The sequence below is a fragment of the Paenibacillus oryzae genome, from assembly GCF_001675045.1.
GTDB lineage: Bacteria > Bacillota > Bacilli > Paenibacillales > Paenibacillaceae > Pristimantibacillus > Pristimantibacillus oryzae.
The window spans coordinates 41,286-68,161 of sequence record NZ_LYPA01000074.1 but is presented as its reverse complement, the minus strand read 5'-3'; the positions used below and the strand labels follow the sequence as shown (position 1 = coordinate 68,161).

The 26,876-nt window shown below is 49.9% G+C and carries 31 protein-coding genes; 29 read left to right on the top strand and 2 right to left on the bottom strand.

The features are described from left to right. Positions 1 to 131: 131 nt before the first annotated feature. Positions 132 to 1,898: a HAMP domain-containing sensor histidine kinase gene (locus A7K91_RS21320; protein WP_068686497.1), complete on the bottom strand. Its 1,767-nt coding sequence runs from the start codon at positions 1,896 to 1,898 to the stop codon at positions 132 to 134. Next, a complete protein-coding gene (locus tag A7K91_RS21315; protein WP_068686496.1) occupies positions 1,895 to 2,644 on the bottom strand; it encodes a response regulator transcription factor in 750 nt (249 codons plus the stop codon). The genes A7K91_RS21320 and A7K91_RS21315 overlap by 4 nt, the downstream gene beginning before the upstream one ends. A gap of 236 nt (positions 2,645 to 2,880) precedes the next feature. Here A7K91_RS21315 and A7K91_RS21310 point away from each other — a divergent pair, with 236 nt between their 5' ends. The 29 genes from A7K91_RS21310 (at position 2,881) to A7K91_RS21180 (ending at position 26,867) form a co-directional block, all read left to right on the top strand. After that, a complete protein-coding gene (locus tag A7K91_RS21310; RefSeq protein ID WP_245697733.1) occupies positions 2,881 to 3,837 on the top strand; it encodes a M23 family metallopeptidase in 957 nt (318 codons plus the stop codon). Positions 3,838 to 4,030: 193 nt separating this feature from the next. Then, positions 4,031 to 5,635, top strand: a complete 1,605-nt coding sequence (locus tag A7K91_RS21305; protein ID WP_068686495.1) for an AraC family transcriptional regulator — start codon at positions 4,031 to 4,033, stop codon at positions 5,633 to 5,635. A gap of 99 nt (positions 5,636 to 5,734) precedes the next feature. Then, entirely contained in the window at positions 5,735 to 6,685 is a 951-nt protein-coding gene (locus A7K91_RS21300) for an ABC transporter substrate-binding protein (RefSeq protein ID WP_068686494.1), read from the top strand. After that, positions 6,686 to 7,723: an NAD(P)/FAD-dependent oxidoreductase gene (locus tag A7K91_RS21295; RefSeq protein WP_068686493.1), complete on the top strand. Its 1,038-nt coding sequence runs from the start codon at positions 6,686 to 6,688 to the stop codon at positions 7,721 to 7,723. It abuts the gene before it with no gap. 180 nt (positions 7,724 to 7,903) lie between these two features. After that, complete coding sequence (locus tag A7K91_RS21290; protein WP_068686492.1) at positions 7,904 to 8,578, top strand: stalk domain-containing protein; 675 nt, start codon at positions 7,904 to 7,906, stop codon at positions 8,576 to 8,578. Positions 8,579 to 8,940: 362 nt separating this feature from the next. Beyond that, a complete protein-coding gene (locus A7K91_RS21285) occupies positions 8,941 to 10,143 on the top strand; it encodes a DUF4367 domain-containing protein (RefSeq protein WP_068686491.1) in 1,203 nt (400 codons plus the stop codon). A gap of 136 nt (positions 10,144 to 10,279) precedes the next feature. After that, positions 10,280 to 11,470, top strand: coding sequence for an alanine racemase (gene alr / locus A7K91_RS21280; RefSeq protein WP_342671752.1), 1,191 nt, complete (start codon positions 10,280 to 10,282; stop codon positions 11,468 to 11,470). A gap of 268 nt (positions 11,471 to 11,738) precedes the next feature. Next, positions 11,739 to 12,020, top strand: a complete 282-nt coding sequence (locus tag A7K91_RS21275) for a CopG family ribbon-helix-helix protein (protein WP_068686490.1) — start codon at positions 11,739 to 11,741, stop codon at positions 12,018 to 12,020. Positions 12,021 to 12,023: 3 nt separating this feature from the next. Further along, entirely contained in the window at positions 12,024 to 12,374 is a 351-nt protein-coding gene (locus A7K91_RS21270) for a type II toxin-antitoxin system PemK/MazF family toxin (RefSeq protein WP_068686489.1), read from the top strand. A 171-nt stretch (positions 12,375 to 12,545) separates the two neighbouring features. Continuing rightward, a complete protein-coding gene (locus A7K91_RS21265; RefSeq protein ID WP_068686488.1) occupies positions 12,546 to 13,280 on the top strand; it encodes an SAF domain-containing protein in 735 nt (244 codons plus the stop codon). Beyond that, positions 13,277 to 14,128, top strand: a complete 852-nt coding sequence (locus A7K91_RS21260; RefSeq protein WP_068686487.1) for a CpaE/TadZ family protein — start codon at positions 13,277 to 13,279, stop codon at positions 14,126 to 14,128. The genes A7K91_RS21265 and A7K91_RS21260 overlap by 4 nt, the downstream gene beginning before the upstream one ends. 16 nt (positions 14,129 to 14,144) lie before the next feature. Then, positions 14,145 to 15,533, top strand: a complete 1,389-nt coding sequence (locus A7K91_RS21255; protein ID WP_082967648.1) for an ATPase, T2SS/T4P/T4SS family — start codon at positions 14,145 to 14,147, stop codon at positions 15,531 to 15,533. Next, the gene (locus A7K91_RS21250) at positions 15,530 to 16,465 is read left to right on the top strand and encodes a type II secretion system F family protein (RefSeq protein WP_068686486.1); all 936 of its coding nucleotides are present in this window, start codon (positions 15,530 to 15,532) and stop codon (positions 16,463 to 16,465) included. Before A7K91_RS21255 ends, A7K91_RS21250 begins: the two co-directional genes overlap by 4 nt. A gap of 12 nt (positions 16,466 to 16,477) precedes the next feature. Next, a complete protein-coding gene (locus tag A7K91_RS21245) occupies positions 16,478 to 17,368 on the top strand; it encodes a hypothetical protein (protein WP_068686485.1) in 891 nt (296 codons plus the stop codon). Between the two features lie 48 nt (positions 17,369 to 17,416). Then, the gene (locus A7K91_RS26775; protein WP_169833440.1) at positions 17,417 to 17,566 is read left to right on the top strand and encodes a hypothetical protein; all 150 of its coding nucleotides are present in this window, start codon (positions 17,417 to 17,419) and stop codon (positions 17,564 to 17,566) included. Between the two features lie 56 nt (positions 17,567 to 17,622). Continuing rightward, entirely contained in the window at positions 17,623 to 17,769 is a 147-nt protein-coding gene (locus A7K91_RS26565; protein WP_156739735.1) for a hypothetical protein, read from the top strand. Further along, positions 17,766 to 18,191: a hypothetical protein gene (locus tag A7K91_RS21240; protein WP_068686484.1), complete on the top strand. Its 426-nt coding sequence runs from the start codon at positions 17,766 to 17,768 to the stop codon at positions 18,189 to 18,191. Before A7K91_RS26565 ends, A7K91_RS21240 begins: the two co-directional genes overlap by 4 nt. A 20-nt stretch (positions 18,192 to 18,211) precedes the next feature. Further along, positions 18,212 to 18,697 carry a hypothetical protein gene (locus tag A7K91_RS21235; protein ID WP_068686483.1) on the top strand — a complete coding sequence of 162 codons (486 nt, stop codon included), beginning with the start codon at positions 18,212 to 18,214 and terminating at the stop codon, positions 18,695 to 18,697. Between the two features lie 53 nt (positions 18,698 to 18,750). After that, on the top strand, positions 18,751 to 19,230 hold the full coding sequence (locus A7K91_RS21230) for a PH domain-containing protein (protein ID WP_068686565.1): 480 nt from the start codon (positions 18,751 to 18,753) through the stop codon (positions 19,228 to 19,230). Next, positions 19,223 to 20,809 carry a PH domain-containing protein gene (locus A7K91_RS21225; protein ID WP_169833439.1) on the top strand — a complete coding sequence of 529 codons (1,587 nt, stop codon included), beginning with the start codon at positions 19,223 to 19,225 and terminating at the stop codon, positions 20,807 to 20,809. The genes A7K91_RS21230 and A7K91_RS21225 overlap by 8 nt, the downstream gene beginning before the upstream one ends. Positions 20,810 to 21,055: 246 nt before the next feature. Beyond that, entirely contained in the window at positions 21,056 to 21,562 is a 507-nt protein-coding gene (locus tag A7K91_RS21220) for a P-loop nucleotide/nucleoside kinase family protein (RefSeq protein ID WP_068686481.1), read from the top strand. A gap of 104 nt (positions 21,563 to 21,666) precedes the next feature. Beyond that, on the top strand, positions 21,667 to 22,194 hold the full coding sequence (gene sigY / locus A7K91_RS21215) for an RNA polymerase sigma factor SigY (RefSeq protein ID WP_068686480.1): 528 nt from the start codon (positions 21,667 to 21,669) through the stop codon (positions 22,192 to 22,194). Further along, positions 22,187 to 22,603, top strand: a complete 417-nt coding sequence (locus tag A7K91_RS21210) for a YxlC family protein (protein WP_068686479.1) — start codon at positions 22,187 to 22,189, stop codon at positions 22,601 to 22,603. Before sigY ends, A7K91_RS21210 begins: the two co-directional genes overlap by 8 nt. Then, complete coding sequence (locus A7K91_RS21205; protein ID WP_068686478.1) at positions 22,603 to 22,830, top strand: hypothetical protein; 228 nt, start codon at positions 22,603 to 22,605, stop codon at positions 22,828 to 22,830. The genes A7K91_RS21210 and A7K91_RS21205 overlap by 1 nt, the downstream gene beginning before the upstream one ends. A gap of 23 nt (positions 22,831 to 22,853) precedes the next feature. Further along, positions 22,854 to 23,069 carry a PLD nuclease N-terminal domain-containing protein gene (locus A7K91_RS21200; RefSeq protein WP_245697732.1) on the top strand — a complete coding sequence of 72 codons (216 nt, stop codon included), beginning with the start codon at positions 22,854 to 22,856 and terminating at the stop codon, positions 23,067 to 23,069. After that, positions 23,069 to 24,100 carry an ABC transporter ATP-binding protein gene (locus tag A7K91_RS21195; RefSeq protein ID WP_068686477.1) on the top strand — a complete coding sequence of 344 codons (1,032 nt, stop codon included), beginning with the start codon at positions 23,069 to 23,071 and terminating at the stop codon, positions 24,098 to 24,100. The genes A7K91_RS21200 and A7K91_RS21195 overlap by 1 nt, the downstream gene beginning before the upstream one ends. Next, a complete protein-coding gene (locus A7K91_RS21190) occupies positions 24,097 to 24,927 on the top strand; it encodes an ABC transporter permease subunit (protein WP_082967647.1) in 831 nt (276 codons plus the stop codon). Before A7K91_RS21195 ends, A7K91_RS21190 begins: the two co-directional genes overlap by 4 nt. Before the next feature lie 247 nt (positions 24,928 to 25,174). Then, positions 25,175 to 26,446 carry a DUF438 domain-containing protein gene (locus tag A7K91_RS21185; protein WP_068686476.1) on the top strand — a complete coding sequence of 424 codons (1,272 nt, stop codon included), beginning with the start codon at positions 25,175 to 25,177 and terminating at the stop codon, positions 26,444 to 26,446. Positions 26,447 to 26,579: 133 nt separating this feature from the next. After that, positions 26,580 to 26,867 carry a HesB/YadR/YfhF family protein gene (locus tag A7K91_RS21180; RefSeq protein ID WP_068686475.1) on the top strand — a complete coding sequence of 96 codons (288 nt, stop codon included), beginning with the start codon at positions 26,580 to 26,582 and terminating at the stop codon, positions 26,865 to 26,867. The last annotated feature ends 9 nt before the right edge of the window (positions 26,868 to 26,876 follow it).

Here is a 26,876-nt window from a genome sequence, read left to right as displayed (position 1 = left end):
GTCATAATAAATCTCCTTTTTGTATCCCGTGTCTGATTATAGTTTCTATATTCTTTATCTTAGTACATTTATCCCATGTCTAGCAATTAATTAAAAAAGATATCGAGAGCTGCATCATACGCAAGACCATATTAGAGGTTAGCTGGGCTTTTGTCCGATTGCCAAACAAGGGTAATCGTTGTGCCTTTAGATTTGCCGCTTTCTACGGCTATTGCTCCGCCTTGTACCTCGACCAGCGCTTTAGTCACAGCCATGCCAAGCCCGGTGCCCTCAGGCGAGCTTTCTGTGTCCGTCCCTCTGTAATAACGCTCAAACAGCCGTGCCATGGTCTGCTCGTCCATGCCTTCTCCGTTATCGGCAAAAATGAGTTGTTTATCGCCTTCTTCCGAGACAGACACGGATACAGTCAGCGTAGTGGAGCTGGAATTATGCAAAAAGGCGTTGGCAGTCAAATTATCGACTATTCTCTGGAACCAGGGCTTGTAAATATGCAGCTTAACAGGCTCCTCTGCCGGCAGGAACAGAATTCGGGAGGCTTGATTGTCGGGCGTGATGCCCGCACCGTACAATGTCTCCGGAATATAGGCGTTTAGCTCCACCTCATCAAGAGATGGAGGAACGGCCCCGCTTTGCAGCTGATAGACCAAGGTCAAATCGCTAATGAGTCCTTCCATGTGAGTGGATTTATCCAGCATGACGCGGGCAAAGGAGCGCATTTCCTCCGCTGACCAATCATAGGCAGGGTTTTCCAGCATATGGGCGTATCCCTTAATGGCAGCAAGCGGCGTTTTTAAATCATGGGATACGCCCGCAATCCACTCGTTTCGGTTTTTTTCCGTCTCTTCCCGTCCCTTCGCATCCCTGATAAGCGTTCGCGTCAACGATTCCAGCGAATCCATAACATCTCCATAAAGACGATAACGCCTTCTGCGTTTGCCGACAGCGCTGATGCTTCGGGGCCTTCCGTTTGCTCCCGCAGGCTCGGCATAGCTTCCACTGCCCAGAGCCTTCAGCCAATTCATCATATGAAGAACAGGCACGCCGGAATGCTGCCCGAACCACCAGGCGAATAAGGCGTAAACAATCATGGAGGATGCAATCAGCATCCCGGTTGTTGCAAGCAAAATAGCAAAATCAGGCTGAATAAGCGGCTTCCGCCCTGGCGCCTTGTTATCCAGCGGCGTGCTTAATACCCAGGTCAAACCGCTGTCCGGTTCGTATTGCGTCATCAGGCTGCTTCCATAGCGGTCGGGATAGACGGCGCGCAGAGCCATTTCCTGAAGGGAGAACTGGGTCAGGGCTTCTTTCGGCGCATTAAACGATGCGATTTGCTTGCCGTTATCATCCAGAAGCTGAAGCCATGACTGGCTGTCTTCAAGGGTTCGGGCGAGCTTGGGAGGAAGCTCCAGCCTTTCGTTATTTTGTTTGACTGTCTCGACTATGCTCTTGAGCAGCAAGTCATTATCATTTTTTTTGCCATAAAGCAGCGTATGCGTGACGCCGTCTTTATCCTGTATCCATAAGTATAGCTGGTAACGAAACGGTGTTCGTCCAAGCCAATACGAGGTTAGCTCGCCCGGACCGTAGGAGGATGGGACATCGGGGGGAGCGAGATAGGAGTCGATCACCTTGCCTTCCCCATCAATCCGCTGCAGCCAGCCGTTGGTCTCCCTTACCATTGCCAGCAATTCAGGGTCAAAACGAATCGTTCCCCCATCCTGCTGGAGCGTCTGAACCAGCTGGTACAGGCCAGCGCTCTCGAACTGGCGGGTTGCCTCCAGCCGGTTCAGCCTGTCGGTGCCCCAATTGAGGATAAAGCCGCCCAGCACCAGCAAAATTACTCCAACAACCAGAAGCCCCGCTGCAAGCTTTAGGGCGAGACGCCACTTAATATTCATGGCGCTGATTTCTCCTCGTCGCGATACTCCGTTGTTTTTTTCACCAGCTTGTAGCCCATGCCCCTGACGTTCACTAAAAATTCCGGCCGTGCCGGATCTTGTTCAATTCGTTCCCGAATCCGGTGAATATGAACCATGACCGTATTATCGTCGGATATGCTGTGATCTCCCCACACCCGCTCGTATAGCTCGCTTTTTGTAAAAACCCGATTTGGATTTTTGACAAAAAAGAGCAGCAGCTGGAATACAAGAGGAGGGCAAGGCATGTACCGATTTTCTACAATCAGCTCGACTGCGTGCTCATCCACCTGAAACCTGCCGAAGTCGTAGCAGCCAGCCCTTGCAGCTTCCTGCTGAATCTGTGGGGAGACAGCGCCGCCGCTGCGGCGGATAAGCGATCTGATCCGGGCTACGATCTCAAGCGGGTTAAAAGGCTTGGTTACATAATCATCGCCTCCTACGGCAAACCCGGAAAGCTTGTCAAAGTCGGTTGAGCGTGCGCTGAGGAATAGGATGGGGGCATCCGTCAAGCTGCGAATAAACGGACATGCCTCTATGCCGCTCATGCCTGGCAGCGTTACATCCAGCACAATGACGCCGTAGCTTTTGCGGCGGCAAGCTTCAATGGCTTCTTCGGCTGTTGCCGCATGGTCTATATGTGAAAATCCCTCTTTTCGGAAAACGGTATCTAATAATTGAATTAAAGCTTGTTCGTCGTCCACGAGCAAAATGGGGGTATCATTCATGATTAAGCCTCCTGTTGGAGCAAGTCTTATTAGCAGATGCCTTATAAACGGATTATAGGTATATTGTAACATGACGCGTACACGCAGGGACTGAGGCTGTATTAACGGAGTCTTAACTTTTTCGGCAATAAATAAGCTTGCGTTAAGACATTGTTACGTTAGCGACAAGGTACGTTTGCTACATTTAGGTTGTAAGCAAAGAGTATGAAATACGCAAGCGAATGGAGGAACCGGAGATGAAAAAAGGGTTATTGGCAATAAAGGGAATGGCGCTGTGTATTGGCGCAAGTCTATTGCTGGCAGGCTGTGGGGGCGGAGAGTCAGAGGAAACGGTCATTATTCCTCCAAATGAAATTATCGGCGCGGTTGAAGCAGGAGAATACGACCGGATTTATGATGGCTTAAGCGCCGATTTTCGCAAGGAATTTTCAAGGAGCGACTTTAGTAAAGCCGTAAAGGGCTTTAGCGAAGATGTGAAGGCTTGGCATGACGTGTCGGAGCTGAAGCTGAACAACAGCCATTACAAAACGTGGAAAAATGAGGACACGAGCAAAGGCATTAGCGTCATTTTGACCGAAAACGGGGAAATAATCGGCTTCAAGATGATGCCGCTGCAAACCTATCCTGAAAGTGATCAGGCCTTTACCAAGCTTACGTATTCCTTGCCGCTGACCGAGGACTGGTTTGTATTCTGGGGCGGCGAAAACGTGATGGCGAATTATCATTATGAATATGAAAGCCAACGCTACGCCTACGATTTGATTCAGGTGAAGGACGGCTTCTCCTATAATGGCGATCCGACGAAAAATGAAAGCTATTACGCCTTCGGCAAGGACATTACGGCTCCCCACGCCGGCAAGGTCGTGCATGTTGTGAGCGATATTCCGGACAATGAACCGGTAGGCACAATGAATGACAAGCAGCCGGCCGGCAATGTCGTCATCATTGATCATGGGGATGGAGAGTTCAGCTATCTGGCCCATCTCAAAAAAGATTCCGTGACCGTTAAGGTTGGCGATTTGGTGGAAAAAGGCGATCTCGTTGGGCTAAGCGGCAATTCCGGCAACTCAAGCGAAGCGCATCTGCATTTCCAGGTCTCGGATGGCGACGATTTGTTTGCAAGCAAGTCGCTGCGCGTCAAATGGGAAAATGATCTTCATCCCGTACAGGGAGATACGCTGAGCCAGCCATAAGAATAATGAGCTGCATAGAATTTTGATCAGGGCGCACGTCCTGGAAATAGCTTGCCAGAGGCGTCCCGATGTCATATGACGGAGGGGCCCTTTTTTAGGTCCTTTATTTTTGCAGGTTATGCACTACAATAGGGAGGAAGGCATTCGCTTCTCACCAAGTCTCATCAACAATGAACCAAAGGAGAGCATCCAAATGCTTGATTCCAATCCCGATTGGCTTATGCATTGCATCGAAATAAAAGATTTGGCAAAAGCGTTATTTGAGCAACCAGACCAGCAGCTGGATAATGCTTCTCTTCTGTTAGTTGCGGATGGCCAGGCAGCCTTGACTGTTAATGGGTATGAAGAGCATATCAGCTTTGGTCATTTAATGGTTGTAGAAAGAGGGGCCGTCATCCGGCTAACCTCTGCAAATCAACTGGATTTTTCAGGTTATCTCATTAGCTTTAAGGTATACGATACAGCTATGAACTCAATTTGCCAGTGGAGCGTAAATACAGCGACGGGTTTTTACATGCAAAAAGTGCCTGAAATGGCGGTGACAGATGCTCGTATAGCGCTCGCTGGACCAATAGGCGAGTTGAACGTAACCATTAAGCAATTTATTTTGTACCGCCTGTTAAAGGAATTAAAACAAGAACAACAAACAGATGAATACACACTTGAACAACGAATGGAAAATACGGTTACTTATATGCAGCAAAACTACAATCAACTAATTGCAAGAGAGGATCTTGCGGCAATTGCCGGTTATAGTCCTTCGTATTATTCCAAAATATTCACCAGGCTATATCAGAAAACTCCGATCGAATATTTGATTCGTTACCGGATATTACGCGCCCAGGAAATGCTGCTTGTTACAGAGGATTTAACTAGAAGCATTGCGAAAAAGGCGGGTTTTGACGATTCTCAATATTTTAGCCGGCAGTTTAGAGCAATCGTTGGCCGTCCGCCCAAGCAATTCAAACAAAATATCGCAACATACCGGATTTGTTTTCTTTCCTCTGCACACGCAGAAATTGCAGTTGCATTAGGTGTTAGGCCGGATTGTGTTGTCGTTAATAAATCGCTAACCCCCGATTATCAGAAGGATTTATTTTTGGAAAATGGCGTGACCTTATTGGAAATGCCTCAATATATCATTCAACAAAATATTATTGCGCATCGGCGGCCCGATTTGATTATTGGCGCTTACTTAACGGAAGAGATCAAGCAATATTTTCGGACCTTTGCATCAGTCATAACCAGGCTGCCTGACGATCTGAATATGGTTATTCGTTATTTCGGTCGGCTGTTTAATTCGGAAAATAAAGCCGAGCAAATGATTAAGGAGCTGGCTCTGCAGACGGAAGCTGTTAAAAGCAGCATACAAAGAAAAGTAACAACTGACTCTACTGTCCTTTATCTGCGCGTAGAGGAATCGGGTTACCGTTACATAGGAGAGTCTTCCTGCGACGCGGCGTTGCTTTTGTACAATGAAATGGGCTTTCAAATGCCTGCCATTTTTCGCACGAACGAACCATATTTCAATCCGTGCTCGTTACAACAGCTGGAGGAAGCAAATCCCGATTATTTATTGGTTGAAAAACGAATCATGGATTATTACAGTGCTGATCTTAGCTTTGCAGCCTTGCAAAAAAGCGAGCAGTGGGCCAAGCTGGATGCGGTAAAAAACAAACGGGTTTTATATGTGGATACAGGCTTATGGATTAATAATTGCAGCGTATTTGGCAAAAGAAAAATGCTGGGGCAGATTGAACCATTTATAATGGGGAGCACTTGCCCGGAAACACAATAATCCAATTTTTAAGACACATTACGCTATAGCAGGTTAGCTCATTATTCTTTATAATTTGGTAGTGATAATCATTATCAAATAAAAAGGGGATATATTGTAATGAGAAAAACCATGCTGTATGTGATTTTAACGCTCGTTGTATTAATGATAGCGGCTTGCTCAACAAAAGCTGCGGAGAGCAAAGGCGAACCTGAAACACGTGTTGTAAAGGATGTCTTTGGTGAAGTGACCATTCCTGCCAAGCCTGAAAATATGCTGGTGCTGACCTCAAGCTATGCTGAAAATTTAATCGAGATTGGCGTAATCCCCCAAATGGTTACCCTTGTAGAGGAAATCGAACCGGAATACCGCCCGAAGATATTTAATGAAAATAAGGTCAAAATGATTCAGGTCCAGCAATATGAAGAAAATTTCGAGCTCATTCTTGAAGCGGCGCCGGATCTCATTATTGCTCAAGGCGCAGCCATTGATGAAAAAAAATACGAGGCTTTAAGTAAAATTGCTCCAACGGTTGCTGTTGATGCCGGCATTGCTATCCCTGATTTTGTTCCCGTGCTGGGCGAGCTGTTCCATAAAGAAAAAGAAGCCGGGCTTGCGCTTCAGAAGTACCGGCAAAAAATAGAAGAAACTAAAGAAAAGCTGCACAAGGCTATCGGCGATGAAAAAATTCTCGTTTTGCGCGTAGAACAAAAGCAATATCGTGTTTTGGGCACCGAAAAGGACAGCCCCGGCAGCGACATGCTGTATAGACAGCTTGAACTGAATATACCAACGATGTTGAAGGATAATGATACCTGGTTTACGCCTATGTCACTGGAGGTGCTGCCAGAGCTTGACGCGGACCATATTTTTGTGGAGCAGCGCCAAATGCAAAATTACAGCAGCGAGGAATCCATGAAGGAATTAGAAAGCAGCCCTCTCTGGAAAGCTATGGAGGCTGTAAAAAAAGGAAATGTATACCCGCTTAAAACGGCAGATTTTGTAGTTGGCGAAGGCTTGGTCGGCACTCCTCTATTTCTTGACTACTTAGTAGAAAAGCTGGTGCGCTAAATGAAGCAGGATATTTATGATGTCATTATTATAGGCGGCGGCCCTGCCGGAATGTATGCTGCTTTTTATAGTGGAATGCGGGAAATGAAAACAAAATTAATTGAAGCAAAGCATGAACTGGGCGGCTTTATGCGAACCTACCCGGAAAAGCTGGTATGGGATGTAGGCGGAATTGAGCCGATTCGATGCGAAGCCATTATTCATTCCTTGATAAAACAGGCCAGCACCTTCGACCCCGTTATCGTTTTTGGACAAGAGGTGGTCGGAATGGAGAAGCGGGATGACGGTATTTTTATTCTTACCGCCAATACGGGAGAAAAGCATTATACAAAAACAATTATATTGGCTACCGGACGCGGCATTACGAGCATCCAAAAGCTGACCGTTGAAGGCGCCGATCGTTATGAGCTTAACAATCTTCACTATACGGTAACGAGCCTGGACAGGTTTAAGGATAAAGCAGTGCTTATATCCGGCGGAGGCGATTCAGCGGTTGATTGGGCCATTGAAATTGCCAACATAGCCAAAGCTGTGTACGTTGTTCACAGACGGGACGACTTTAGCGCTTTTGAAGCTTCTGTCACACGTATGAAAGCTGTAGCAACAGCCTATGTGCCTTATATCGTATCCCGCCTGCACGGCAATAAAAATAAAATACACCATGTTACGTTGCAGCATGTTGATTCCAGGGAAGAGCTGGACGTTGAAGTGGATGAGGTGCTCGTCAATCATGGATATGAAAGAAATTTTGGCGGAGCCATTCTGGAGTGGGGATTAAGCTGCGAGGAATATGGAGTTTCGGTTACGCCTAACATGTGCACCAGTATGCCGGGTATATTCGGCGCAGGCGATATTGTAACGAATGAAGGCAAAATAAGACTTATTGCCGGCGCTTTTAATGACGCTGTGCTTGCTGTAAATAGCGCCAAATTATATATTGACCCAACGGAATCCAAGATGGCGGGCGTCTCTTCCCATAATGAACGTTTTGCCGATAAAAACGAGGCTTTAAGACAAAAGGATAAGGCAGAGGGATAAGACAAAAGGACATACAAATAGGGCGGCAGTCCGTGCGGTGAGCTGAAAAATGAACGATATCAGGTAAAAATAAGAAATAGGGACTACCCAGATACAACCGCAGCTACTTGAATTTCCTCTTTTTCTCTTGTACGATTATCACGTTTAAACATAATCGAAGCTGCGGGAGAGTGAGAAATCTTGAAAAAAAGCGTAATTATTGCTGGCATAAGCGCTGCGATGCTGCTCAGTATGGGGACGGGGGCGCTGGCTGCGACCAAAATGCAGGAAATCAAGGCATTTTTGAATCCTGAAATCAAGGTTAAAGTTGACGGCTCGCCGATTCAATTGAAGGATGCCAAGGGCAACGCCATCGTTCCAATTAATTATAAGGACTCCAACTACGTTCCTATTCGAGCCATCTCGGACGCTCTGGGCGTAGCGGTCGATTACGACAATGAAACCAAAACCATCACTCTTGGCGAAAAGGTGGACGGTACGGCAATAGCTCAAGGCTTTGATAATATGTACCATACCAAGGACCCGGATCAGACGACGTACAAAGGCATTGATTATAAAGAGGCTTACTTCGATAACGGAAAGGGAAGCCGCGGCGGCAGCTTTATGCTTTATCCTAAAAAGGAGCATCAAAAGCTCTATCTTCAAATTGCAGCCATTGGCGAGGATATCGAAAAAATGGAGATCAGGGATAGCGACAACGATATCATCCTGAAGCAGGTGGATGTTGTTAAAGTCGAAGACGGGCTGGTTACCATTGAAGCGGACATTGGGGGCGTAGAGTCGTTGTATGTCCATTACGACATTAAAGATAACAGCTTTGCCTTTGTTCCGTTAACTACGTCCTATTACCGTTAATCCTTCCTTTCTCACAAAATAGCTTGCCTGCAAGGGGGCTGTCCGAAAAGTCTGTTACGGAGAATAATTATTCAGCAAAGCTGGTCCCTCCCGGAAAAGTCCGGTCCTCTCTGCTGAATAGTTATTCGTTCCGCTTGACTTTTCGGGCAGCCTCTTTTTGGTTTGCGCATCCTTTTGGACAAGGCGCTGAAGATATTCCAGAGCTCATGAATTCATTCCACAACGGATGAAGATATTCCTGATCGGTGAAGTCGGAAGTCACGTCGGAGGCAGCTTGTCAAAGTCGTCCGCATAATTGGCCGAGTCCCCTCATAAACATGGTATCAGCCAGTTAAAATTATGGGTGCAGAGGGGATGATATCATGCGTCGCATGACATGGACGGCGGCAATTGTGCTGATTTTTTCACTTGTTTTGTCTGCTTGCGGAACGAAGGACGCCGAGTCCGTGGTGAAGGAGCTGGACAAGTTTGTCAGCAGCATGGAAAGCTATCAGGGAAGCGGGACGATGACGCTTCATACAGGTCAGCAGCCGCTGACTTATGGCGTGGAGGTTTCTTACCAAAAGCCGAATCATTACAGAATCAAGCTTACTAACGAAGAAAAGGACATTACGCAAATCGTACTGAGAAATGATGAAGGCGTTTTTGTGCTGACGCCGAAGCTGAACAAGGTTTTCCGTTTCCAAAGCGACTGGCCGCAGAGCCAGGGTCAAGTATACTTGTTCCAGACGCTTGCAAACAGCATCATCGTGGATAACTCCAGGCAATTTGCGACAAACGAAGACGCATATGTGTTTGACGTTATGGCAAATTACAACAGCGGAGCGCTGGCGCGCCAGAAAATCTGGCTGGATAAGGATGATTTAAGCCCTCGCCAGGTTGAAGTCAGCGATACCAATGCCAATGTGATGGTGGATGTAAAGTTTGATAAATTCAGCTTTGGACCCAAATTTGACAAAAGCGTGTTTGAGACCGAAGCCAATATGAAGGCGGAAGCCGCTCCATCCGGAGCTGGCGGAGATGCGCCAACCGTGGCGACCCCGGAGCATTCCGGCGAAGGTCATGGGCAGAAGGATGACGATGCATCGACCCAGGAAAATAGCGGAAGCAAAGAGGGTGAAAATGCGGCTGAAGGCGATGATGAGTCCGTCGGAACACCGGATGACGGAGCAGCAGCCGCGCCTCAAAATGAAGAAACGGCCGGGGAGTCGGGGAAAGCCGAAAGCACCTTTAAAGCAATGGAGCCGCTGTATATGCCCGAAGGCGTAAGCTGGCAGGACAGCTCCGATATTGAATATGCCGGTCAACCGGGACTGATGACGCGCTTTAACGGAACATACAGCTATTCGCTTATTCAAACTCAGCTTAAGGACGTGGCGACTACGCTAGTGCCGGGAACGCTGGTGGATCTTGGCTATACCATCGCAGAGCTGACGGCGGGCGAAGAGCTCCAGACTCTGACATGGAGCTATCAAGGCAGTCAATTCCGCTTGTCCAGCGGGAATCTGCCGGAATCCGAAATGCTCAAAATAGCGCAGTCCGTGCAGGGAGAAATCGGGAAATAAAGAGGATCAGCATCCATTTCCAATAGGTGTCATCCTGATCTGGCATTCATTTCATTGACAGTCCGAAGTTGCGGGGGTAACATTGATTTTATGTGCAAAAAGCTCGGACTGTCAGATGGGAAGCATGGAGGAGAAGGTGAAGGATTTGAATGCTTATTATCGCCCGACCAGGGTTGAAATATCGCTGGATGCGATGCGGCGCAATCTGGAGGCAGTGAAAGCTTCGCTGCCGGAGGGCTGCCGCATTATGGCATCCGTCAAGGCGAATGCCTATGGACACGGAGCGGTTGGAATAGCGGAGGCGGCGGAGCGGTTTGGCGTAGACTATCTGGGCGTAGCATTTCTGGATGAAGCGCTGCAGCTCCGGCGTGCGGGCATTAAAGCTCCAATTCTTGTGTTGGGTTTTGTTCCGGCCGACGGTCTGGAGATTGCCCGCCGTTACGGGATTGCGATCAGCTTGTTCCGGAAAGACATTCTGGATGCGGCAGCAGCTCTGGAAGACGCCGGCGGCTTAAAATTGAAGGTTCACATCAAAATTGATTCCGGCATGGGCAGGCTAGGCGTTATTGGCGTTAAGGCAAGCCTCGACTTTATTCAAAATGCGCTGAATACGCCGCAGCTTGAGGTTGAAGGCATGTTCACTCATTACGCCAATGCGGATGAGGCCGACAAAAGCTATACCAAGCTGCAGTATGACCGTTTTTCGGAAATTGCGGCGGCCGTTAAGGAACGGGGCTGGAGTATTCCGCTCATTCATGCTGCCAACAGCGCGGGCGGCATCGACACCCCGGAATGGGCAGGCGGCATGGTACGGCTGGGCATCGGTTTATACGGCTTGTATCCTTCGCAGGAGGTAAACCGCAGCCGGGTCAAGTTGGAGCCGGTTCTCAGCCTCAAAAGCAAGGTCGTGTTTGTGAAGCATGCTCCAGAGGGTTGGGGAATCAGCTATGGAACACGCTATTTTGCCGGAAAAAATGAAATCATCGGAACGCTGCCGATTGGTTATGCGGATGGCTTCAGCCGTCTGTTGACGGGCAAGGCCCATGCGCTGATTGATGGGGTCAAACGTCCTATTGTCGGAACCATCTGCATGGATCAATGCATGGTGTCGCTGGGAGAGGCGGCGGCCGGAACCGGGGCAATAGAGGCAGGAGCGGAGGCTGTACTGATCGGGCAGCAAGGCGAAGCGATCATTACTGCCGAGGAAGTAGCCGAGCAGCTCGGAAGTATTCCATACGAGCTGATTTGTATGCTGGCCGCCCGCGTTCCTCGCGTATATATCGAGAATGGTACGGTTGTCAGGGTTGCAAATCCGCTCGATTTTTGAATATTTTGAGGCGTAATTCCGCAAGAAAGCTATTTCCATGAAATTCTTTTTTTGACCCATGAAGGAAATGAGCGAGAAATAGCGAATTAAGAGTATAAAGTCGCATGTCGAGTAATTTTGACAGGCTGAATTCCGGCATTTTTCATGCATACAAGCCATATAGCATAAAAGCTATACGGACGGCATAGACATGTTGAAGTATAGTCGCCGCGATATTTTGTCATAATGTGTAATACGGGGTTGGAAAAGTTTTGGAGGTGCGAGTTCGGTGGCCAATTTGCATAATACGAAAAGGATTATGATCAGCTTGCCCGATCAATTGCTTGAGGAGGTGGACGGAATCGTTGCCAAGGAAAACTCGAACCGCAGCGAATTTATTCGTCAAGCCATGAAGCAATATTTGGTGGAACGGAAAAAACGCCAAATTCGCGAATCCATGCAACGCGGCTATATGGAGATGGCGAAAATCAATTTAAATATGGCGTCGGAGGCTTTCCAGGCAGAGGAAGAAGCGAACCATACGCTCGGTCGGCTCGTGAGCGGGGTGTAGAATGTGATCGTAAAACGCGGAGATGTGTTTTTTGCTGATTTGTCGCCCGTGGTAGGCTCGGAGCAAGGCGGGGTGCGCCCAGTGCTCGTTATCCAAAACGATATCGGTAACCGATTTAGCCCAACCGTTATTGTGGCTGCCATAACTGCGCAAATTCAGAAGGCCAAGCTGCCTACCCATGTTGAAATGGATGCGGCAAGCCATGGCTTTGACCGTGATTCCGTTGTACTGCTGGAGCAAATCCGAACGATCGACAAACAACGCCTGACTGACAAAATTACCCATCTGGACGATGAAACGATGCGCAAGGTAGACGATGCCTTGCTGATTAGCGTTGGTTTGATTGATTTTTAATGGCATGTTTTTTAAAAAACGATAGACAATTGCCAGGTGACTTTGCTATTATAAGCTCAATTGGAAATTGACTATTGAATATAGGCACATTTATGCGAAGAACGCATTCTTAACGCTGCTGCAGCGGAGAATGCGTTCTTTTTTTGTTGCCAGAAGAGGGAGATGCTGAAAATGAGAAACAATCGAAAACTTTGGATGGCGCTTGCCGCGGCTTTATTGTCGGCGTGTTTTGTATATGGACTATACCAGCTTCAACGCCAGCAGCTAACCGCAGAGGAAACGATTGGCGTTGTCATTCCCAAACGGTTTATTGCGGCCGGAGAGATGATCAAGGAAGAGGATCTGGAGCTTGCGCGACTGGCGCGCGATGCTTTTGCAGAAGATATGCTGCTTGATAGGTATGCAGCCATAGGTATGGAGGCGGCGGTTCCGCTGGGCAAGGGCGAGCCGCTGCTGGCATGGAAGCTGAATGAATACGGACTTCAGCCAGGCTTTAAGGAATCCACATTCGGTATTCCTAAGGATTACATCAAGTCGATTTCAAGCGGTATCCGGGCCGGCGATCTGGTTCAGCTTTACGCTTCAGGAGGCGAGGGGGAATCGCGCAAGCTGTTTCCGAACAGCGTTGTGGTTGCTTCCGTCAAAACCTCCGGCAATGTGGAAATAGACAACTTGGCTCAATCTCATCTGCTTGCATTGGCGGACGGCAATAAGGAAGGGATGTATGCAGCGCGGCGCGATGCCAACGGTCCTATTGATTTCCTCAATCTGAACTTGACCGAAGAGCAATGGCTGGAGCTGGACAACCTGTGCCGTGACGGAGAGATCAAGCTGGTTGTAGCATACAGTCCGGAATCGTTCCAACGCTTTGGGGGGGCGGGCTCAGGAGAGGAGAAAACGCCGTGAGCAGACGATTATCATCCTCGGCCGTGTTTGTAGGCACAACGCCCAACATTGGCACGACTACAGCGGCGTTTGCAACCGCCTTGCGCATGGCGGAAGCGGGAGGCATTTCAGTCGGCTTCCTCTGTCTGCATCTCAAAAGCGCCAAGCTGCATCGTTTTTTGGGAGTGGACAAGCCGCCCGCCACATTGGATCAGCTCAAGCCTGAGCTTCATTCCGCCTCGCTATCGCCGGAGCTTTTGGGCAGAGCCATGCTTTCGCTTCCGGGACAAGCCAATCTGCATATTTTGTTTGGCAGCTTGAACCGGGAGCAGGCGGAATATTATCAGCCCCTTGAAATCAGCCATTTGATTGAAATTGCCAAACGAACATTTGATTTTGTCGTGCTGGATGTCGGGGCTTATTGGGATAATGCTGCCACGGTTTGCGCCATTCGGGAGGCCGAGACGCGGATTGTTGTAACGACGCCGGCATTATCTCATTTTCAGGAAGACGGAAAACGCTGGATCGGTCAGGTATCGCCGTTATTCCAGATAAATTCAAATCAGTATGACTGTGTCGTTGTACATGGAGCATGGGGAGGAGAAGGGTACAGCATGAAGCAAATTTGCAAGGAGCTTGGAGTAAAGCCGCTTGGTCAGCTGCAATTAAACAGCGCGCTTTACAGCTGCTACGACAGGGGGCAATTTCAGGACTGGCTGCGCAGAGACGGAGAGGGTAAAAAAGCAATGATTAAGCCGGCAAGGGAGCTATTAAGGCGCCATGGCTTGCAGAGGAGCTTTTCACCCATGCAAAATCAGCCGTGGTTCCGAAAGCTGACCAAGCTGCGAGGCGGCGTTGATTCGGTATAAAGGGGAGTGAAAGCAAATGAGCGAGCAACGATTTTCTCCATCAGAATTTGCCGCAATGGTATCCAGAGGCGGGGAAGAAATTGTGCTTGAAGCCATGCCGGAGGCTATGGGAACCGACGCAAGTGCGAAATTGGCGGAGCAGGGCCGGGAGGAGGAGTTTCATAAGCTGGCAGAGGATATGCGTTCCTATCTGAGCGCTCCGCGGGGCATAACCGGTGAAGAACGAAGGCAATATGGGGAAACGCTCAACAAAGCGGTGCTTGGTTTTCCGCATGAGAGGACGCAAGTGCTCGCCGTCATTCAGGACAGGCTGCAATCGCTGCGGATACATGACGATGGCTGGCGGCATCCGTATGCGACGCTTGCGGAAGCGCTTTTTGCAGAGGTTGTGGGGTTGAACGTTCTGGAGCTTGTGCTGGCAGGCAGGTCGGGACTGGAGGAGGTCCAGGTGGTGGGAACGCGTATTTATGAAGTGCGAGGCGGCATAGCCAGGCTTTCCTCCTATAGCTTCGGCAGCATCAGAGAGGTAGAGCGGATTCAGCAAAACCTCGTTTTATACAACAACGACCGCATCACGCCCCGTAAGCGCTGGGCGGAAGTCATGCTGCGCGACGGGTCGCGCGTAACGATGACCGGCTTTGGATTTACGGCAAGCCCGACGTTGACCATCCGTTTCTATACCGTAAAAAGCTTCAGCTTGAATGTATTGGCTGGACCCCTATGCCGCACCTTGAACGAGGAGATGTCGCGCCTGCTTCGCGCGGTGCTTAAGGCCCGGTTTAATCTGGTCATCATCGGTCCAACCAACTCCGGCAAAACGAATCTGATGAAGGCCTTTATCGCGGAGCTGCCAGATACAGAGCGGATTGTAACGATTGAAAACCGGTTCGAGATGATGCTGGGACGAGATTTCCCGGATAAAAACATCGTGGAATACGAGGCCTCGGAGGAGGACGCCAGTCATTCCGCAGGTCAAGCCTTCCGGCTGGCGCTCCGCCAATCGCCGGAAAGAATTATCCATGCCGAAATTCGCGATGACGATGCCAACATTTATGTCAGAGCCTGTACGCGAGGACATTCCGGAAGCATGACGACGGTACATGCAAACCATCTGGAGGATGTGCCGGAGGCAATCACCGACATGTGCATGCTGGATGGCCGCGCGATGAATGCGGAACGTCTGGCCAAGCGGATTACGGAATATGTAACGGAGGTTGGCATTGAAATGAAGCTGTGGAAGGGCCGCAGGGTAGTGGCCCGTATTGGAGAGCTGATCTGGCATGCCGGCGAGGTTAAAGTTAGGGACTGGTTTACGCTGGATGAAGCCAGCGGGGAATGGAACTCGCCTGATGCTCCCTCGCCAAGGGCTGCGAGCCGTCTGGCGGCAGCGGGGTATGCCGTATGAGCGGGTGGGCATTCTGGGCTGCAGGCTTGCTGCTCTTCCTTCTGTTTGGCATCAGCATTTATTCCGGTCTTGCCTTGTGGCTTGGCAAAAAACAGTTGACTAGCAGGCTGACCTATGAATCGCCCTACAGCGCAAGAAATTTGCTGCTGCGGTATTTTGGGCGGTACAAAAGCATTCAGAATCATGTGTCCGAGCTGCTGGAGACGCTGAGGCTTGAGATTAAGCCGGATGCTTTTATCGCTGCAAGCGGGGTCCTGCTGCTTGCTGGCATAACGGGAGGAAGTCTCTTCTTTCAGACGGCAAAAGGCGCCTTGCTGTTTGGACTGTTGGTTGGCTTTCTTCCTTATACCTGGCTACGGGCCTTGCTGGTTCATCGCAGAATGGGAGCTCAAATAGACTTTTTGCCGGCAGTGGAGCTGTTTTACCAGTGTTATCTTGTAACGGGAGAGCGCCAGGTCAAGGTTGCGCTTCAGCGGGCAGTGGAGGAAAAACGTCTGCTGGGGCCCATGCAGGGCGTATTCGAGCAATTATACCGGAATTTGTCCGTGCGCGGGGATGATGAGGCGAGCCTGAAGCTGCTTGGCTCATCGCTGGGGCATGTGTGGGGAGATTATTTTGTTAATATTTTGAGGGTTTCGCTTGGGGAGGGCGTCTCCGTGTCGGAAGGCTTGAAGGAGCTGATCTCCGACATGAGGAAAGCGCGCCGCTCCAATGAGCAGGAACGTCACCGCTTGTTGGAAATCAGGCTCGCCAACTTTACGCCTTTGCTGTTTCTTGGCCTGTTTATGGGTATCAATCTTTATTACAACAAGGAAAACTCCTACTTTTATTATTTTCTGGACCCTCGGGGCAGAGACATGCTGCTCAATTCATTTTTGTTGATTTTTGCTTCCTTTTTAATGGGCTTATGGTTGTCTCGCAAAAAAATGTAAAGGAGCTTATCCATGCATCATTGGATGATTGGCTTTGTCGGAACGGCCAGCCTGGCGGGGCAGTTTCTGTTTGGCGCAGCAGGGTTTTATGCGCTGCTTGCCATGCTCCCCCGCCGTCCTGGACGCTGGAGGCGGCTGGCGCAGTTAAAATGGCGCGCCTCTCCTCCCCCGGAGCGGCTGCTGAAGCTGCTTGGCATAAAGGCAAACAGACCTGATTTTCAAGAGCGAAGCTTGCTGCTTGCGGGCTGCGGGATCACGGATGATCCCGGGTGGTACGCGGCACTGCGCAGATTGGCGATGATTATATTGCTTCTGGCAGCGGCAGCAGCGGGATGGTTTGGACAAGGCCGTTTGTCGATCTTGCAGCTTCAGCTGGTGCTTGGCATCCCTATGCTGCTAGCGGCTGGCTTGAAGGTTGACCGGATGTGGCTGCGGTCTCTGGCCAAAATGCGCAGCTTGCAAATGACAGGGGATATTTACCGGATTAGTAATCAGCTGCTCTATTTATGCGATTCGTCGCTGCATATTCACGCTAAACTGACACGATGCATTCCGCTAACGGGTGCGATCAGGGGCGATCTGGAGCGGCTGCTGGCGGAATGGTATCACGATCCCGCGCTTGCCCTCAAAAGCTTCAAGGAGCGTATCGGCAGCGAAGACGGTTTAAGCTTTGCGGAAACGCTTGATGCGCTCCGGCTTCATGAAAGCAGCCACTATTACAGCCTGCTGCGGGCAAGAATCGGCGATTATAAGGAAAAGCTGGAGCTTGCCAAAGAGGGACGAAAGGAATCGGCGTCTTATTTGCTGTTTGTTGTTGCCGGCTTGCCGATTCTCTATACCTTTCAGGTATTTATCTACCCTTGGGTTATGGAAGGGCAGAAGCTGTTTCAGTCATTAGGCTAGTCCCTTTTTGATCCCGTGACGCGAGGTTTTTGGAAAGGAGGTGAAAAGATGCGCAATATTTTGATGACCGTTATGCTGCTGGTTGTTGTTGTTGTGTTGTTTAATTCCATCATTGCTCAGGATACGACGGGAACAAGAGCTCAAATTCAGTCGCAAGGAAATGCAGCCAATACACGAATTAACACTCTTCTGCCTTAATGATGTGTTGTTGAAACGGTGTAAGGAGCGCGGGGACGGCGGAAGGAGGGAGCAGCTTGCGTTCGTTGCTGATTACTTTGATGCTTATTATTACGGTGGTGCTTGTTTATGCGGCTGCCGCCGAGGGGGACAGCGGGCTAAAAAACGGAGTAAGCCGCAGCGGAGGGGCCATGAGCCAGCATATTAGGGAGATGAGCCCTTGAAGCAGCTTCTCGTTTTTGTATTGTTTTCGGCTATGCTGTGCTGGATTATGTTTTCGCCAATCTACAGACATGTGGCAATCGTGCGACAAGCCGCGCTTCAGCAGGAAGTGGATTTTTTGCTGGAGGTTGGAGCAAGCGGCACGTATGGCTACATTGGCGAAGATATGCTGCAGCGCTCCAGAGACAGGCTGTCAAAGCTGGGATTAAACGGGGAAGCGCTGGAATACGAGCTTTCCACGACCAGCGGCGTTTCGGCGGGGGAATCATCATCGCCTGTGCCTAGAGGAATCGGGATTGCCTTGATTATCAGCTACCCTTACGAAAGACTATTTGTTATTGATTCACTGATTGGTATTGAAGCTATTGCGCCGGATGCCAGGATGCGGGCTTTCGGCATGAAAATGAGCGAATATGTGAACTGAAGCGGACGAAGGTGGAAGGAATGCACAAATTGGTGGCTATTATGGCCATGATGACGATTTGGCTGCTGTGTCATATTATTCAGGTGGATGAAGAAATTGCAATGAAGCATTTGTTCCAGGGGAAACGCGCCGTTAACCGTGCGGCTCACGCCGCGGCCCAGCAGCTGGATAAGGAAGCGCTTGGAGAAGGCGTGCTTCGTCTTGATGAGAGGGAGGCCGCTGCGGCGGCCATGCAGTACCTGCAAACCAATCTTCTGCTGGATGGCGGCGGTTCTCCGCTTCCGGGCTCCTGGCTGCGGGAGCCGGTTGAGGTGCTGGTGCTGGACATTATCAATTCGGAGCAGCAATTTCCTTATGTTTATGTTAATGAAGCCTATCAATATGAGGTTGTGCTGCAAAAGCCCGGAGTCGTGCTGATTACGGGTATAAAGCACCCTCAAACCTATCGGGGGCTTGATCCTATAGAGTGGACGATTAAAGGAACGGCGGAGCTGGTCGCGAGTTGACTGGCCGCATTAAAATTGGTGTAATAGGAGGAGGATGGAATAAGGAGGATATTATGAACCGGGCATTAACAAAACGATTGCATCCCGACTACTTAAAGGCTGACCGGTTAAAGGAAAGCATATCCAACGGCATATTTGCGCTGTTAATTGCCGCTTATTGGTTTGTAGCGGAATGGCGGGAATGGACGTTGCTTCCTGTCTGGATTTGTTTAGCGCTGCTAGTGCTGAGCCTGATCGTATTTACATGGCTTGTGCCGAAGGTCCATTTTGAGAGATTCCGATATGAGCTGTTTCAGGAAGAGCTGGAAATTCGGTCAGGCCTGATTTTTATTAGCAATGTGCTTGTGCCTATGGTGAAGGTGCAGCATGTTGAGATGGAGAGCGGTCCTATCTTGCGCAAATTCGGGCTTGCCAAAGTGTTGATTGTAACGGCTGCAACTACGCATAAAATAAGCGGCTTGAAGCTTGAGGATGCGGAGCGGCTGAAGCAGCGCATAGGAGTATTGGCAAGGGTGGATGAAAAAGATGAATGAAGAAAGACGCCTTCATCCGCTATATTTGCTGTATGGCTTATTGAGTGCGGTCAAAGGATTTCTCCCCCTTATCTTTATCGGGATTTTTAATGGCTTCAACTGGTCCAGGCTGCTGGAATGGTATTGGCTCGCCGGTATTTCGGGTCTTGTTGTCCTTATTTTATTTTTTAGCTATTTGGAATGGAGGACGACCGTTTTCCGGCTGGAGGACGACCGAATGGTCATAAGGAAAGGATATCTGTTCCGCGAGGAAAAGACCCTTTATTACTCACGTATCCATTCCGTTAATGTGGAGCAGCCTCTTATCCAGCGTCTGCTTGGCATCGCGCAGTTAAAAATCGAAACGCCGGGCGGCGGCAAAAAAGCGGATGCCGTTTTGCAGGCTTTGTCCTTAAAGGAAGCCGGCGCCATCAAGGACCAGCTGCGCCAGTTTGCGGGACACCCTGCTTCATCGGATGCGGCTTTTGGAGCGCAGGAAAAAGCGGCGGACTCGCCGTTGGCAGCATGCGAGTCTCAAGAGGGCGTAGCCGCGTCGCGGTCAGCAGAGTCCGAGCCGCTGCAAAGTGATGCGTTATGGACATCCGGCCTGCGCAGCGAAGATGCGGAGCGCCGTGGCCAGGGTAATAAACAGCATGCGCGTGTCATCTCTCTAGGGCCGGGAAAGCTCTTCCAAGCTGCGGCTACCTCACTAAACTTTGGCTTGGCATTGGCTTTTTTGGCGGGGATCTATTCCTTTGCCGACGATTTTATTAAGCTTTTGCTGCCGGATCATTTTTTTGAACAGGTGATTGAAGATTCCGCCTGGTTAGTGTCTGGCGTACTTATGATCATCTTTGTATCGCTGGCTGTTTTGATTTTTGCCTGGGGTTTGTCAGTCGTTCTTTATGTGCTTAAATATAGCGGGTTCCAAATTGTCAGGGAACGCGATCAGGTTACCTTGAGCTATGGTCTGCTGGAGAAAAAGATGGTGGTCTTTAATCCTCGCAATGTACAGGCCGTCATTGTTGGCGAAAGCCTGCTTCGGCAATGGATGGGCTATGGCGAGGTCAAGCTGCAGGTCGTAACCTCCGATAAGCAGGAGATGCTGATGCTGCATCCTTACATTAAGCTTTCCGAAATCCAGCAGCTGCTGGATGGTTATATTCCCGGCTTCCGCATGAAAAGCGGGCAAAAGCTGCAGCCCCCGCCGCGTAGAGCGTTGCTCTACTACTTGCGTATTCCGCTGCTGTTTGCCGCGGCGGCAAGCATTGCCTGTATTATAATGTTTGGGGCAGCAGGAAGCTGGTGTCTTCTCCTTGTTCCACTGGTGGCGGCATGGAGGTTTTTTTGCCACCGCTCCGCTGGCGTTCTGCTAGAGGATCGCCAGTTGTCTCTTAGACGGCGCTGGCTAAGTCGCAGCACTTATTTGATTGCAAGACCGCGCATCGAAGCGATGAAGGTTTCGCGCTCGCTGGGACTACGCCGAAAAGAGTTGGCTTCATTGTCAGTTTATGCGCTTGGCAGTTCGATGAATTTTGGCGTGTCCTGCCTGGAGCAGAGCGATGTGGAACAGGTTTGGAACTGGTACAGCCGTTCTTAAGAGGCTTCATTTACCGTCTGAAGGTAAAGAGGCTTCTTTTTTTGATTGTGATGGAAAACTGGGGCGTGTCTGAATACTCCGAGAGGAACAGGTTTTGCCGAATTTTCGTTCCCTACAAGGAAGTTTTGTGCAGGCTTACCGGGGTAAGTCAAGCAAAACTGACGCAGCAGGGGGCAAAAAGGCGGTGCAAGATGACCTCAAGCGGGTTTTCAGACACGACCTAAAAAAGTGATGGAGGCGAATATTATGCTCTATATATTCAGCGGATTGCCAGGCGCCGGAAAGACCACGTTATCATCAGCTCTAGCCAGGGAGCTGCGGGCAGCGTATCTTCGGGTCGATGTCGTAGAACAGGCTATGCGGGACGCAGGAACATGGGTTGACGGACCTGAGGGATACTTCGTGTGTTATGCAATCGCATCGCAAAATCTCCGATTGGGCCTCGACGTCGTTGCAGATACAGTTAACCCTATCCAGGTGACCCGTCAAGCTTGGCGAAATGTGGCGGATTCTCTTAAAGCTCCATTTGTTGAAGTTGAAGTCATTTGCTCTGACGTTTGTGAACATAGACATCGAATTGAGACGCGTGCTGCTGATATTCCCGGCTTTGTTCTTCCTACGTGGGAGAAGGTTGAAAACCGATGGTATGAGGTTTGGGATCGGGATCGCATCGTCATTGACACCGCTCACCAAACAATGAACGAAAGCTTGGCGATGTTGTATGAGCGATTGGGACTGGAATTTAAAGGTTAAGCTGATTGTACTACTGGGAGCTGTCAAATAAAAATGAACGAAGCGAGGAAGCCATGCGTCTAAGTAGTTATCAAACACCATAAGCGAAGGGAGTCGCGGGTTCATTGGGAAATGAAGCCAAGCTGATTGCTGCCGCAAAGCGCGGCGATGGAACATCGCTGGCGGAATTGCTGCAGCACAATTACAAGCTGTTGTACCAATATGCGCTGAAGCTGACCATGGACCGAAGCAGGGCGGAGGACCTTGTCCAGGAAACGATGCTTAAAGCGATTGAACGGATCTCCACGTTTCAGGAGCGCTCCAAATTTTCTACCTGGCTAATTGCAATTTCCTCCAGACTGGCGATTGATAAGGCCAGACGCCGCAAAAGGGAGGAGCGATGGCTGAAGGAAGAAGTAAATAATCATCGTTTGCGCTTTGATACCTTAAGCCTTATGGAGGAATGGCCTGCCGCCCTGCAGGCGCTTAGCAATCTGGAGGAGCATCATCGGATGCCGGTGCTGCTGAAATATTATTACGGCTATTCCCAGGAGGAAATTGCTGAAATGCTTGAAATCAGGCTTGGGACGGTAAAATCCAGATTAAGCATTGGCATGAAGCTGATCAGAAAGGAGCTTGGCGAGCATGAATAATGGTTACGACTTGGATAAATCTCGCAGCCAATCAGTTGGCGAACAAAGCGAAAAGAGCAGAAAAAGCGATAAAAGCGATAAAAGCGATAAAAGTGAAAAAGGCGATACAGACGCAATCTGGTTTCAGGAAAATATGATGCAAAAGCTGAAGCAGTTTGATGCTGCCCATACGCCGGAGCCGCCTGCGCTGGGCAAGCTGGAAATAATGGTTGCGGATCACAAGCGTAAGCGCCAAAAAGCTATGTGGACCGAGCTGACCCTGTTTTGGCTGGTTGCGGTAATTATTCTATTGGGAATGGTTTGGATGGCTGAAGCCAGCCCGGGATTATTCTGGGGATTTTATGGAACCGTTGGAGCGGTGTTTCTGCTCATATTTGGATATAAATATGTCGGGTGGGCGAAGGACTGATGGAGGAGCTACTGAGGGAATCGATATGGTTTTGGCTGTTGATTGGTTCAATATTGGTAGGCCAATCTACCTGGCTGTTTCTGGACTCTGGCAAAAGAGGCGGAATGAAATGGTTTTGGGGGTTATGGGCGCTGACCCAGTTTCCGACTCCCCTGATTGTGTATTGGGTATTTGTTATCCGGCCTTCGCGCAAGAAGCGGGGGCGGAGCGGGCAGGACTCAAATTAGGATGGAAAAGGAGCGGATGAAGGATGAATATGGCCGAGGAGCTTGGACAACTCAAGGAATTGCTGCCCATTATTGCGCCCATTATGGTTTTGCAGCTTATTTTGATGGTGATAGCGTTAGTTCTTTGTATCAAGTCCAGCCAAACGCGGGGACCCAAATGGGTATGGATATTGGTCATCATATTTGCTAATTTGATTGGCCCAATCGCTTTTATGGTTTTTGGAAGGAGAAATGAATAATGAGGCCCCTGTTGGAGGTTGAAGGCCTCGTTAAATCATTTGGAACAACAAAGGCCGTCAAGGGCCTGGACTTTACTGTTATGGAAGGCCGCTGCGCCGCTCTGCTGGGACCAAACGGAGCAGGGAAAACAACGACCATTCGTATGCTGACAGGGCTTCTAAAAGCAACGAAAGGCACAGTGCGCATAAACGGCTGCAGCGGAAGCAGCCACCGGGATATGCGGGAGCTGCTTGGTTACGTGCCGCAATCGCCGTCTTTTTACGGCTGGATGACCGGCAAGGAATATGTGGCATACGCGGGCAAGCTTTGCGGCCTAACGGCACGCCAGGCAGATATTCGGGCGAGCGAGCTGTTGTCCCGCGTTGGGCTGGAGGAAGCCGGCAAGCGGCGTATTCAAGGTTATTCCGGAGGTATGAAGCAGCGGCTTGGGCTGGCGCAAAGCCTGGTTCACCAGCCCAAGCTGCTGGTTATGGACGAGCCGGTTTCCGCGCTTGATCCCATTGGCCGGCGCGAGGTGCTGGAGCTGCTTCAGGAGCTGAAGTCTGAAACGACGGTGCTTTTTTCAACTCATGTGCTGCATGACGCAGAAGAGCTGTGCGATGACATCATCATAATGGCCTCTGGTCAAATTGCGCTTCAAGGCTCGCTGCAGGAGGTTCGAAACAATAACCGTCTTCCCGTTATCAGCATCAGGCTGGAGGAAGGGGAGGCATCGCGCGAATGGGCGTTAACTCTCAAAAGGGATGCAGAGTCGTTTGCGCAAAAGACTGTTGAAAGGGAGAACGAAAGCACTGCCGCGGCACTCCCTCATATGACTTCCTCTCATCTGCCGCTTCAACGCATGCCGCTGCTGCGCCATGTTCGGGAAGTAGAGGTTGAGGGATATCTGGTCCGTCTTATCGTTGATGATATTGCTGAAGCCAGACGGTCGTTGCTGGAGGAGCTACTGCGTGAGAATGTGGGGGTAAGCAAGCTGGAGGTTGGTTTTTCCTCGCTTGAGGATCTTTTTATGAAGGTGGTGAGCGGATGAGCGGATTAGCAGCAAGCGAGAGGAGCGTGCGGCCATCCTCCGGTTTATCGCGGTTTGCAGCAATGTTTGGCAAGGAACTGCTGGAGCTGGTTCGCAGTTTGAAGCTGATTTGGGTGCCGATTGTTTTTATCGCGCTTGGCATCATGCAGCCGGTAACGTCTTATTATATGCCGGTTATATTGGAAAAGGCGGGGAATTTGCCGGATGGCTCCGTCATCGAAATTCCGTTGCCAACCGGAGCGCAGGTGATGGCCGAAACGCTGGCGCAATTCGGATCGCTTGGAGCCTTGGTCATCGTGCTGGTGTTTATGGGCACGGTTTCGAGCGAGCGAAATAGCGGTGCAGTTTCGATGATTTTGGTAAAGCCTGTATCTCCCGCTAGTTATCTGGTGTCCAAATGGGGGGCTATGCTGCTGCTGTCCTCGCTGTCTCTGCTTGCCGGATATGGCGCGGCATGGTATTATACCGGATTTTTAATAGAGGCGGTTGCCTTTAAAGCGGTGTTATCCAGCTTTCTGCTCTACGAGCTATGGCTGCTTGTTCTGCTGACATTGACGCTGCTGCTCAGTACCGCGCTAAGAAGCGCGGCAGGAGCCGCGTTTGCAGCGCTGGGCGCGGGCGCTGTATTGTCCTTGCTCTCTAATTTGTTTCCTAAATATGCAGGCTGGCTGCCTGGAGCGCTTCCCGGTTTTGCCCGCCAAGCCGTTATGGGCTCCCTGGAATGGAGCAGCAGGTTCGGAGCTTGCCTTGTCGCAACGGTTATGCTGCTTGCAGCCCTCGTTCTGCTGGCTAATATCCTGCTTCGCCGCGCAGCCGCAATTGATTAGGGTAACTTAAAGCGCGCTCAAAAAAGCAAGCCCGAGTCCAGCTATCCACATCAGCTCCTTATGGCTCCAAGGGGCTATCCGAAAATTCAAGTTCACAGAAAATATCAATATATAGTGTTTATGTGAACGAACCATTGCATATATTGACTTGTGATAATCGTTATCAGTATACTCTGGGTACACGTTAGTGTCAGCTTAAAGTCATGTCTGGCCTGGCGTACGGCAGTACATCAGAGGAGGACCGGACATGAGCGAAATCATTAATAATCGTGAACAGGGACAAGAGGCAAGAAGCCGCCGGCAGGAAATGCTGAAGGATATTATAAAAGAGCTTCATCAAGGGAAAAGCGTGGATGAAGTGAAAGCACATTTTCATGAAGCGGTCGGAAACGTATCGATCGACGAAATATCGGCAATCGAACATGCGCTAATGACGGAGGAAGGCATACCCGTTTCGGAGGTACAGCGGCTTTGCTCCGTTCATACAGCTATTTTCAAAGGCTCGATTGAGGAAATTCACCGTTCGTCAAAGCCGGAGGAGCAGCCGGGGCATCCCGTTCACACGTTCAAGCTGGAGAACCGGGAGCTGGAGAAGCTTGTAAACTTCAAGCTGCGTCTTCATACCGACAAGCTTAAGGAAGGCAATCAGGAAGAAAAGCTCATTTATAAATTGCTGGAAGACTTGAGCCTGCTGCTGGATATTGACAAGCACTATAGCCGCAAGGAAAATCTGCTGTTCCCTTACCTGGAGAAATACGGCATCTATGGCCCGACTAAAGTAATGTGGGGTGTGGACGATACGATTCGCGCTATGATCAAAGAGGTTAAAGCGGAGCTTGCTGCCAATCCCGGCCACAAGGATGAAATAGCTGCCTGCCTGGAGCATATCATTCGCGAGGTTAATGAAATGATCTACAAGGAGGAACATATTCTCTTGCCGATGGCGCTAGGCAAACTGACTGAAGACGAATGGGTCAAAATAGCGGCGGAAAGCGACCAAATCGGATTTTGTCTGATCGACGGCAGCGAAACCTGGGTGCCGGCAAGAGCCCCCGAGCCGGAAGGCGCGGAGGAGGCCGACGAAGGCGATCAAGGACAAGGCGTTCAAAACGGCTTTGTCCGTTTCAGTACCGGTATTTTGTCCGTGGCTCAATTGGAAGGGATCATGAACCACATGCCGGTGGACTTGACCTTCATTGATGAAAATGATGTCGTTCGTTATTTCTCCCACGGCAAGGAACGGATTTTTGCCCGGACAAAAGCAGTCATTGGCCGCACTGTGCAAAATTGCCACCCGCCGCAAAGCGTCCATGTTGTGAATGAGCTGCTGGCCGATTTTAAAGCGGGCAAAAAGGACTCCGAGGATTTCTGGATTCCGTTTAAGGATAAGTTTGTTCTGATTCGTTATTATGCGGTAAGAGCTGAGGATGGAGCCTACCTGGGCACACTGGAGTTTACGCAAAACATTGCTCCGATTAAAGCATTGGAAGGCCAAAAACGGATTTTGTCCGAGGCCTAAGCTTTTTCTTCGCTAGCGAATGATGTTTTTGAAGTCTTTTTCTATTTTCTTAGGCTAATGAATGGTTGCATTTCTTCGGCAAAGTGGGTAAGGTTGAAGAGAAGGATCACAAATTTGCCGGGGGTTGAGCAGGATGAAAATGAATGTGGAGCAGGCTGCGGCATTGTGGTACAAGGAACAAATGGAGCTTGCCGAAGGAGACGCGTTGCGTGTTTTTGTAAGGCTTGGCGGCTGCGGCAGCGTACATCCCGGCTTATCGCTTGGTATCACGAAGGAAACGCCGCGAAACGCGGGATTGCAACAGGAAGTGGAAGGCATTACCTTCTTTATGGAGGAAGATAATCTCTGGTACGTTGGAGATAAAGAGCTGCGCATTTCCTTTGACAGCCAATACGAGGAAATTTCAATGCAGGTTGTTTAGGGCGTGTCT